This is a genomic window from Cellvibrio sp. (assembly GCF_053579595.1).
The window spans coordinates 1-9,756 of record NZ_JBRFPI010000091.1; the positions used below are offsets into that span (position 1 = coordinate 1).

Annotated in this window: 11 protein-coding genes; 5 read left to right on the forward strand and 6 right to left on the reverse strand. The window is 48.3% G+C overall.

The genetic code is table 11. From position 1 onward, the window contains the following. Nucleotides 1-667, reverse strand: a 667-nt coding sequence (locus tag ACWA6V_RS07825) for a cytochrome ubiquinol oxidase subunit I (RefSeq protein WP_449521955.1), incomplete at its 3' end; no start/stop codon positions are given. A gap of 25 nt (nucleotides 668-692) precedes the next feature. Continuing rightward, entirely contained in the window at nucleotides 693-1,259 is a 567-nt protein-coding gene (locus ACWA6V_RS07830; protein WP_449521956.1) for a GbsR/MarR family transcriptional regulator, read from the reverse strand. A 75-nt stretch (nucleotides 1,260-1,334) separates the two neighbouring features. Between ACWA6V_RS07830 and ACWA6V_RS07835 the strand changes: the two genes are divergently transcribed. From ACWA6V_RS07835 to ACWA6V_RS07845, 3 genes are all read left to right on the forward strand, one after another. Further along, on the forward strand, nucleotides 1,335-1,787 hold the full coding sequence (locus tag ACWA6V_RS07835) for a hypothetical protein (RefSeq protein WP_449521957.1): 453 nt from the start codon (nucleotides 1,335-1,337) through the stop codon (nucleotides 1,785-1,787). A gap of 5 nt (nucleotides 1,788-1,792) precedes the next feature. After that, the gene (locus ACWA6V_RS07840; RefSeq protein ID WP_449521958.1) at nucleotides 1,793-2,218 is read left to right on the forward strand and encodes a thiol-disulfide oxidoreductase DCC family protein; all 426 of its coding nucleotides are present in this window, start codon (nucleotides 1,793-1,795) and stop codon (nucleotides 2,216-2,218) included. 87 nt (nucleotides 2,219-2,305) lie between these two features. Further along, nucleotides 2,306-3,514 (forward strand): class I SAM-dependent methyltransferase, encoded by a 1,209-nt coding sequence (locus ACWA6V_RS07845; protein ID WP_449521959.1) that lies wholly within the window; start codon nucleotides 2,306-2,308, stop codon nucleotides 3,512-3,514. 18 nt (nucleotides 3,515-3,532) lie between these two features. Here ACWA6V_RS07845 and ACWA6V_RS07850 read toward each other — a convergent pair whose 3' ends face one another. Both ACWA6V_RS07850 and ACWA6V_RS07855 read right to left on the reverse strand, forming a co-directional pair. Next, a complete protein-coding gene (locus ACWA6V_RS07850; protein WP_449521960.1) occupies nucleotides 3,533-3,793 on the reverse strand; it encodes a TIGR03643 family protein in 261 nt (86 codons plus the stop codon). A 125-nt stretch (nucleotides 3,794-3,918) separates the two neighbouring features. Then, a complete protein-coding gene (locus tag ACWA6V_RS07855) occupies nucleotides 3,919-5,175 on the reverse strand; it encodes a glycerophosphodiester phosphodiesterase family protein (protein ID WP_449521961.1) in 1,257 nt (418 codons plus the stop codon). Between the two features lie 210 nt (nucleotides 5,176-5,385). Here ACWA6V_RS07855 and ACWA6V_RS07860 point away from each other — a divergent pair, with 210 nt between their 5' ends. After that, complete coding sequence (locus tag ACWA6V_RS07860) at nucleotides 5,386-7,386, forward strand: phytanoyl-CoA dioxygenase family protein (protein WP_449521962.1); 2,001 nt, start codon at nucleotides 5,386-5,388, stop codon at nucleotides 7,384-7,386. Between the two features lie 60 nt (nucleotides 7,387-7,446). On the opposite strand, the gene ACWA6V_RS07865 is transcribed toward ACWA6V_RS07860, so the two are convergent. Together ACWA6V_RS07865 and ACWA6V_RS07870 are read right to left on the reverse strand one after the other, a co-directional pair. Continuing rightward, on the reverse strand, nucleotides 7,447-8,328 hold the full coding sequence (locus ACWA6V_RS07865; RefSeq protein ID WP_449521963.1) for a diguanylate cyclase: 882 nt from the start codon (nucleotides 8,326-8,328) through the stop codon (nucleotides 7,447-7,449). Nucleotides 8,329-8,712: 384 nt separating this feature from the next. Continuing rightward, nucleotides 8,713-9,015: a YebG family protein gene (locus ACWA6V_RS07870; protein WP_310074093.1), complete on the reverse strand. Its 303-nt coding sequence runs from the start codon at nucleotides 9,013-9,015 to the stop codon at nucleotides 8,713-8,715. A gap of 255 nt (nucleotides 9,016-9,270) precedes the next feature. Between ACWA6V_RS07870 and murJ the strand changes: the two genes are divergently transcribed. After that, a partial coding sequence (gene murJ, locus ACWA6V_RS07875; protein WP_449521968.1) for a murein biosynthesis integral membrane protein MurJ occupies nucleotides 9,271-9,756 on the forward strand: 486 nt, incomplete at its 3' end.

Below are 9,756 nucleotides of genomic sequence, written 5' to 3' on the forward strand. Positions count from 1 at the left end.
TGAGCGCGAGGCGTGGCGCCGGTTTATGGTCCTCTTTTAAAATGCGGTACGCGGAAATCCCGGCAATTAAAAATGCAGCAGTTAAACCCGATGCAATCAGCATATGCGCTAAACGATAGGGCATAGATGGATTAAAAATAATTGCCCACCAATCCAGCGGCAAGGCTTTCATTGTGTCGCCGACTAGTCGCATTTCAAAACCGGTGGGGGTTTGCATCCATGAATTCAATGCAATAATCCAGAAGGCCGACATGCTGGTGCCGAATGCAACCAAAAAAGTCGCGAGTGTGTGCACGCGGTTGGATACTTTATTAATCCCGAACAACATAATACCTAAAAAAGTCGCTTCCAGAAAAAACGCCGTCAGTACTTCATAGCCAAGCAATGGCCCCGCAATGTTGCCCACGGTTTCCATATAGCCCGGCCAATTGGTACCGAATTGGAAGCTCATGGTGATACCGCTCACCACACCCATTGCAAACGTGAGTGCAAATACTTTTACCCAAAAGCGATAGGCGCGCATCCAGACTTCGTCGCCGCTGCGGTTGTAGCGAACTTTGAAATAAAATAGAAACCAGCAAAGCGCGATGGAAATAGAGGGAAATAAAATATGGAAGGAAATATTCGCTGCGAATTGTATGCGTGAAAGCATGAGTGTTTCGAGCATATCGGTTACCTCAATGATGAAACGGTCACTTCGTTGATTCTTTTTTGCCGCCTAATAAACGGTCTTTCATATCCAATACTTTTCCGATACTGCTGCCGAGCTTGAGTAATTTGCCAAGCTGGGCAGAGTCGAGCCGCTGGATTTCCTGCGTCCAGAGCGTGAGCATTTCAATTAATTCGTGCATTTCGCGCATACGCTGCTGCGCGTATTCTTCTTCGGCGTTAGCGGGGGTATCGATCAACAAATTGCGCAGCGTCGATAACGTAGGGTCAATTTCACGTTTGCGGCGCTGTTCAATCAAGGTCTTGGCGATATCCCAGACATCGCCCGGCGCCGAATAAAATTCTTTGCGCTCGCCCGGCCGGTGTTGCAGCTTCACCAGCTCCCATGACATTAACTCTTTTAAGCCCATACTCACATTGGAGCGTGAAATGCCGAGCGCTTCGGTGATGTCATCCGCGCACAACGGCTCTTTGCTCAACACTAACAGGGCATACATCTGCCCGACTGTGCGGTTGATCCCCCAGCGGCTGCCCATTTCGCCAAAGTGGAGGATGCAGGATTGGATCATGGGGGTTAGTTTTTCGGACATATTGGAATTCCTGAGTTTTCAGTATATTCTGAAATTACAGAAGTATTTGATATAGGTCAAGCGAGGGATGAAAAAATGGTAAGTGCCCGTGTAGTTCGCCCCTGGTTGGTGGCCTGGTTATATCTGGTTGCCCTGGGGCATTTGGTTGGTGCGATGGGGATGACTTGGCTGGTGGACCTGCCGCTGTTTGCGGATTATCACGTGCATGTTTTGGCGGTATTTGGATTTACACCAGAGCAACAGGCGGCTATGGCGCTACATAGCTGGTGGATGGCGCTGTTCGGCGCGACCCTGCAAGCCTTTTCTCTATTTCTTTTCGCGCTGGTGTATGTTGCCAATCGCTACCGCTGCGCTGCAGTCTGGCTGTGGGTGGGGGCGGGTATTTTGCTCTGGGCGCCGCAGGACATTTATCTCTCTATGCAGCGCGGCGTGTGGTTGCATCTGTGGGTGGATCTCGCTGCTGTTGCTGCAATCGTGCCGCCACTGTGCATATTGTGGTGGTGGGATCGTAAATGGAAGCAGGAATAATTGTGATGAAAGCCCAATACCCACCCGCAGTAAATCCCGGTGATCAAATAATTCTATTTGATGCGGTATGCAAACTATGTAATCGCTGGAGCCGTTTTATTATCCGTTTCGACAAAAAACACCACTTCAAGCTTTGCTCGGTACAATCTGAACAGGGGCAGGCGATTTTGCAGTGGTTTGGTTATCCGCTTGATCAGTTCGAAACCATGTTGCTTGTGCAGGGCGATCAAGCGATTGCCAAAAGTAATGCATTTCTCGAAATAGTACAGCAATTGCCCTTTCCTTGGCCGCTGCTTGGCATTGCAAAAATTCTCCCGCAACAAGTGCGTGATTGGTGTTATGACCGCATTGCTTTGAATCGCTATAAATTATTTGGAAAGTATGAGTATTGCCTTCTGGCAACGCCTGATCACGAGCGGCGTTTTTTGTAGCTGGCGAAAGTTTTTCCATAGTCATGGGAATGCTGTAGTAAAATTTGGTAACAAGCGTTTGCGTAACTACTTTTAATGAGTAATTTTATGATTGATACCAAATCCTCTGCGGAACTGGATAATTTCCTCGCTGACTGCCGACAGGCATTTACTGCTGGTGCCCTGCAGCGCTTGGTGCTATCCAAATACAAGGGCGCAGACGTGGATTTGAATCGCATCACGATTCGCCCGGTGCAGATTAAAGATCAGCAATTGCTGTCTTTTTTATACGAGTATCGCACCAACCATGTGACGAAAAATTTTGCTATCGAAGAAGCGATTGTGCAGTCGCAGCAATCCTTGGGTAGCGATTTTCACAATGCGCATATGATTACTGATGAATGGGAAACCCAGTTGAGTTTCAGCAAAAAGGGTAAAGTGCTGGTTAATAAAAATCGTAACAAAAATTCAGCACCGTCTAGCGATACCAGGGATGTGCAGCCAGAGCTGGCGCACAATCGCAATAAGCTGCGTTATGTGGAGCAAGATCGCCCTTATTTGCGCGAGCTGGGGATTACGGATGCGAATGGCCAGATTATTCCTGCCATGTCGCGCAAGTGGAAACAGATCAATAAATTTATTGAGGTCTTATCTACCGCCATTCAGCAAACGGGATTGGACAAGCGCAATGAATTGCATATCGCCGATTTTGGTTCAGGTAAAGCCTATTTAACTTTTGCGGTGCATGATTATGTGAGTGCAAACCTCGGCGTAAATACGCAAGTGACAGGTGTGGAATTGCGGCAGGGGTTGGTGGATTTGTGCAATCAAACTGCGCAAAAATTATCGCTCAATGGTATTAAATTCGAACAGGGTGATGTGCAACATTTCTCCGCGCAGAACATCAATATTATGATCGCTTTACACGCCTGCGATACTGCAACTGATTACGCGCTCAATATGGGTATTCGCACTGGTGCGGAAATTATTATGTGCTCGCCTTGCTGCCATAAACAAATCCGCCCGCAATTAAAAAGCCCCGCGTTGCTTGCGCCTGTATTGCAACACGGCATTCATCTCGGGCAAGAAGCAGAAATGCTCACCGATGGTTTGCGCGCCCTTTTGTTAGAGGCGCACGGCTACGATACCAAAGTGTTTGAATTTATCTCGCTGGAACACACCAGCAAAAATAAAATGATACTTGCACAAAAACGCAAAACGCCCCGCGACAATAGCGAAATTTTACAGCAGATCGCTGATATCAAGGCGTTTTACGGAATTACTGAGCAGTGCCTGGAAACACTGCTGCAGAACTAGTTGTGTGTCAGGGGTGATTTAGCGTTTGTATTGTGTGGGGCAGTAGCCGCGATTAATCTCCGGCGAGCGCAACTGCAGGTGTTTGGTTTTTCGCCCGCTGACGCGTTCACGCCACAAGCGAAATGATGAGGGTTTCAGCTCGCGCCGCATCAATACGCGCACATCTGGCTCACCTAAACCGTAGAGTGTTTTTATGGCTTCAAAGGGGGTGCGATCTTCCCAAGCCATTTCAATAATGCGCGAGATGTCAGCTTGAGTGAGTGATGTGTCGTGATTCATTGCGGTACCTGCATGGTTTGCTACTGGTACGCGTTTTTGGGCTTGTGGATCACAATTGCAGAATAAAATAAAAAGCCCCGATCATCGGCGATGACCGGGGCTTTTTATTTTCTTATCATTTGTTGTTATTTCAAATTCATGCAGCTTGCGTAGTAACTCACGGTTGCTGGCCAGTCGGAGAAGATACCAATCACACCGACATCCTTCGCCAATACATGTAATGCATCCATCATATCGCCGTCATTATTAATCGCTGGATTAACAGTTTGGTAATACCAGCCGCCGCCATTTTTCAGTGGGCCTGCGCGTTCAAATGACCAGGTAATCATTTTCAGGCCCGCTTTTTTGGCATTGCGTGCGTATTCGGATGGGATAATTTTATTGTTGTTGTCCAGTGCCAGCAGCACCCAAATCGGTGGGGCGACAATGTTGAAGCCTTCGTCGGCATACATTTGCAAATCAGTTGCCGTTGGTACATCGGCAATGGTGTTAGCATCATCCAAATATACGGCTTGTTTGCCAAATTCCGGTTCGCTTTTAATCCAATAACGCACATCTTGAATATCGAAGGATTGCGCCCATACATCGCGCGCTTTTACACCAGCGGCTTTGTATTCGTTAATCATTTGTTGTGCATATATGGCTTGGGTGTAGGTGCCTTCAAATGGCATAGGTACACTCGCCGATTTTAATTCCGGGGTCATTTTTACGCCGAGTTTTTTAAACAATTGGATACTTTCAGCGTGAGTCAGCAGCGTCCCTTTGTTTGCGTATAAATCAGTGCGCCAGTTAGCGGTACCTTTTAGATATTCACCAACACTGGTGGCTTTGGGATTGAAGGCATCCATTTTTCCCTGCAGGGTCTTAAATTCGGCGAGGGTGATATCGCTGGTGCAGCAATTGGCACTCGCTGCTTTACCGCTCACAGGATCAAAGGGTGAAAAATTCTGGCTGCATTTGCTAGCGAGTGGTGTGGCGAGAATATTGGTGGTGGTGTGCAGGTCGCATTGTGAATGACGGCACACGAGTTGTTTGTCTTTGGTGAAGGTGACATCGCACTCCAAAATGCCAGCGCCCATTTTGGCCGCAGCTTCGTAAGATTCCTTGGTGTGCTCAGGAAATTGTAGCGGTGCACCGCGATGGCCAATCGAGAAGTTGGTTTTTTTGATCGGACTGTTAAGGCAGCTCTGCAGTTTCTTTTTCAGCGCGCTTTCATCCATATCATTCACTAAAAAATAAGGGCGTGGGCCGAGCTGGATGCTGGAGTTTTTATCATCATCTTTGTAGCGCTGGTCGTCCCTGTTGCCATGCGCGCAGGCGGTCAAGGGGATAATCAAGGTCAGCGCTAAGGCGCTGGCAAGCAAATGGATTCGGCGCAACATGTGAACCTCCTTAAGTGGGTTGGGTTTATGGATAGCGATGCAACCCTAGCTCAGCAATATGAAGGTAATTTGCTGATTTGATGACAGCTTGGTGATGGCTGGTGCTTTTGCGTACTCTATCGCAGTCGGTGAAATAGCGTGAAATACCAAAATTCGCAATTTAGGTTAGGCTAGAACCTTTTATGGTTTCCCTTTCAAGGATTCTGATTTATGTCCAGTAGCATTACCTCGTTAGTGATCGAATTGCTTGCTTGCCCTACTGCGGGCGAAGCAAAGCGGGTTGTTGATATGTTGGTGAAACATTTGTGCAACATCACTGGTCTGGATTTACATCCGGCACTTTTTCTTGATGAGCATGCAACTATCACTGCACAGGGTAAAGCGGTATCGCCCACTACCGCAGCGCAGTGTGCGGAGGATGTGCAGCGGACGCGGATTTTTATGCAGGGGGTTTACGCCGCGCTCCAACAAAAGCTACTGCAAAAAAATGCTCAACCAATCGAGGTGCTGTATGCAGGGACTGGTCCCTTTGGGCTCTTGTTGATCCCGCTCTTGCCGTTGTTGGATGCATCACAGGTGCGCGTAACCCTTTTGGATATTCACGTAGAGTCACTGACAAAATTGCAGCAGCTTATCGACTTTCTGGGTGTTGGTAATTTTATTGTGCAGGCTGAGTGTGCGGATGCTTGCGCATGGCAAAGCGAGAAAAAATTTGATGTGATTATTTCTGAAACTATGCGGCAGGGATTAATACAGGAGCCGCAAGTGAGCATTTTTAGCCATCTGCAGCAGTTTTTGAAAGATGATGGTTGGCTGATACCGGAAATAATTCGGTTGGATTTATGGTTGAGTGCAGGTGTAGCTCCTGCGCAGGGCGAGCCTAAAAATCCTGATGTGCATTTAGGTCGGGTTTTTCAGTTGGATAAGGCTACGGCGATACAACTAGGCAAGGGTGACACTGCTTGCGCACATGGAAATCTGTGGGTGCCGGATTATGCCGCGGCGTTAAAGGATTTAAAATTAACGACTTTTATCCAAGTGTTTGGCAATTATCAGCTACACGAAAATCAATCGCAGCTCACACTGCCACTGTATGAGCGCAATGCGCGGGTGCTGCCGAATTCACTGCTGCGGTTTCGCTATGAGTTGGGGTCATATCCCCAATGTGTATTTGCGTATGAAAAATTACCCGAGCTTGCCGAATGCCCATTGCCTGATAGTTTGGAAAAAAATGGCCAGGGTATTTATCACCTGAAGCGGCTGTGGCACAAGATCCAATTGCGCAAGCAAGCCAACTCTTCTGTAAAAGCGCAGCAGCAACTGGCGGAAATTCCTGACAGCGAATGGCTGCTGGATCGCATTTTGTTGGATCAATTGGGCGCGGGACTTGAGCCCGGAATGCAGCAATTGTATTTCGCCAATACACTGGTGGATGTTGAGTACTGGCTCGCCAGTGCAAATGCAGGTGAAATTACGGAAGATCAAATTCAGCGCACCAATCGCGCGATAGTCAATTTTATTGAAAATAAAAATGCTGAGTTGGATGTTCAAACCGGATTGCCATTGAATGAGCAGCAACTCGCCCATTGGGATGAGCAGGGCTACCTGATTATTCCCGGTGTGTTATCGGCCGGTGAATCTGCCGCAGCGCGCGCGGTCATTTGGGATTTTTTGCATATGCGTGCAGATGATCCCGCCAGTTGGTATCAATCTTCTGCGCAGATGAAAAAAATTATGGTGCAGTTATTCACCCACCCTGCACTTGAGGTTGCGCGTAATTCGAATTATATCCGCCGGATTTTCCAGCAATTGTGGCAGCGCGATGATCTTGTGATGACAACTGACCGCGTAGGGTTTAATCCTCCGGAAACCAGTCAGTGGCAATTTCCCGGGCCGGGCATTCATTGGGATGTGGAATTGATCGCGCCAGTTCCATTTGGCACCCAAGCGTTAATTTATTTAACCGATGTGGCGGAAAATCAGGGCGCCTTTTGTTGCGTGCCGGGCTTCCACAAAAAAATTGATCAGTGGTTGGCCGAGCAGCCGCAGGGTGTGGATTTGCAACAGCAGGATTGGACACTGTGGCCGGTTAAACCTATCGCTGCGAATGCAGGTGATTTGATTATCTGGCACCAGGCATTACCCCATGGCAGCAGCCCCAATCGAGCGGACTTCCCGCGCATGGTGCAGTATTTGAATATGTACCGTTAGTGGTGATTTCGATTCGCCCTGTTGCTAACAGGGCGATGTCTTTCGGTTTGGTCGGGTTAGTTATTCAGTAAATGAATAGGGGTCAAACCAGAGTGATGCATCATCCACTGGCGTTTTTTTCGGCAGCCCCGGGTTATCCAGTTTAATGAGTGTGCGGTTTTTCAAATTGGCTTTGGCCATCACATCTTTTACGGTGGGGTCATTGAGAAAGTATTCATTAAAGCTGCCATCTTCAATGGCGATGCGCAATCCGCGCTCAATATCTGCTGCCAGCTTAGTGTTGGATTTATTCACAAAAAAATAAAAGGGATTGGTGTAAGAGATCAGCAAATGTTGCTCAACATCCAGCGCCAGTTTCGGGTAGCGCTGCATTTCCGACCAGGGTTCGTGGGCGCCGCGCGGAAAGGCATCAAAGCGGTCGCCGTCGAGCATGTAAAACAGCCCTTCGTATTTCAATACTTTGACCACGTTGAGATTGTTGGCGGTCAGTACATTGGTGTCTGCCCAAAAGCGGCCTTGACCAAGTGATACTCGTTTCAAATCCTCCACAGTTTGAATGGCATCAAATTTATGTTGAGTGCCTTTTTTTATCATCAGCACGCGGTAGCCTAACAGGCCGCGATAGATGCAAATTCGGATGGGTTGCAAACGCTCTTCCAGATCATTGGTGGTGGCATACCAGACAACATCTAACTGGTTGTCCATAACCATACTCACCATGCGTTCTTCGCTGTTGCTCGCTATGGTTTGTTCTATTTCAAATTTTTCCGGCAATTTACTGAGCGCGAGCGTTAAAAGCCCTCTCGCATAGGTTTCTATGCTGTTACTGCCTTCCACTACGCGCAATGGTTTTGCTGCGGTTTCCAGTGACAGGCAAAATAAGAAAAGGATGAACCAAAAGGCTGGGCGCGGAGTGCGAGTTGTTGTATAAATCCGGAACATTCGTAATCACCCTACTAGTATACAATCTCCTTACTTTAGTTGAATTTAGCGCAATTGCATGGTGTTTTTAATATTAAAGGACGATAAAAAACCACCGCACCCGTTGAGGTTCCATAGGGAAAAGGTGCAGTGGTGAAAGCAGCTTACCGCCTGCATCAGCCGTGGCTGACAGCTGGGCAGGGATAAGTGATTGGAAGCAGGTGTGCAACCCAATCATCAAACAACTGCTGGGGAGTAGTTATCCAATTATTCGGGAGGCACACCTAAACACGTACAAACCACTGAAGTGGTGATTCAGTTGTTTGACTGCCAATGGGTGTGTGGGCAACCATTGGCTGCACCGGTGAGTGTGGGCACACCGGCACCTACAGCAACTGCCGCTACCTAGTCATCCTTATCCGTGGCTGTGGCAGTTTTACTGTTCAGGGTTACAGGCTTCTCATAAGTGAAAGGCTGTAATAATTCATCCGGCTTGCCTTTACAGGCTTTGGCGAGTAGCTCGCGGCGCTGGGCGAGCAAAATACCAATGGCTTCACTGTACTTCTCATCAATGCCAGGAATATTTTCTTCAATCAATTGGGTGATGTTGGCGGCAAGTTCCAGGTATTTATCGTGCTCTTCTGCGACTTTTTTATCTTCAAACATACTGCCATCCCGATCACATAGCCAAACGGCGATTACTGCCATTGTGTAAATCCTCAAAGTTGTTACTGTTTTTATGTACAGTATTCTGCGGTGCGATTAATGTCAACTTTCTTTTTATATTTTCAGGCGGGAGCCGCTCCTGGGTGACTATCTCCCAAGCTTGAGACGTTGGATAATGCCGCAACTTTTACCCCTGCAGGATTTCCCGTGTCTGACACCGAGTTACCCCCATGCCCATCCCCTGAAAAACCGGCCAAGCCCAAAAGCCTGCTGCGCTCCAGCTTGCTCACCGGGTCTATGACCATGGTCTCGCGGGTGCTGGGCTTGGTCCGCGATATCGTGTTGGCGAGTGTGTTGGGTGCGGGCGGCGCCATGGATGCCTTCGGCGTTGCACAGAAAATCCCTAACTTTTTCCGCCGCTTGTTTGCGGAGGGGGCGTTTTCCCAGGCGTTTATTCCGGTGCTTTCTGAATACCGCGAAAAAGGTTCGCATGCAGCGGTCAAAGAGTTAGTTGATAAAGTAGCCGGTTGTCTCGGCTCGATTTTGGTGGCGGTAACCCTTGTAGGCGTGGTTGGTGCGGCAGGTATTTCACTGGTTTTTGCGCCAGGGTATCTGTCTGATCCCGCTAAATTTGGTTTGCTGACCGAGTTGGTACGCATCACCTTTCCCTATCTGATGCTGATTTCGCTTACCGGTTTTGCCGGGGCAATTCTCAATAGTTACGACCGTTTCGCCATCCCGGCAATCACGCAGATCGCCCTGATAAAGATGAGCGCCTTCGAA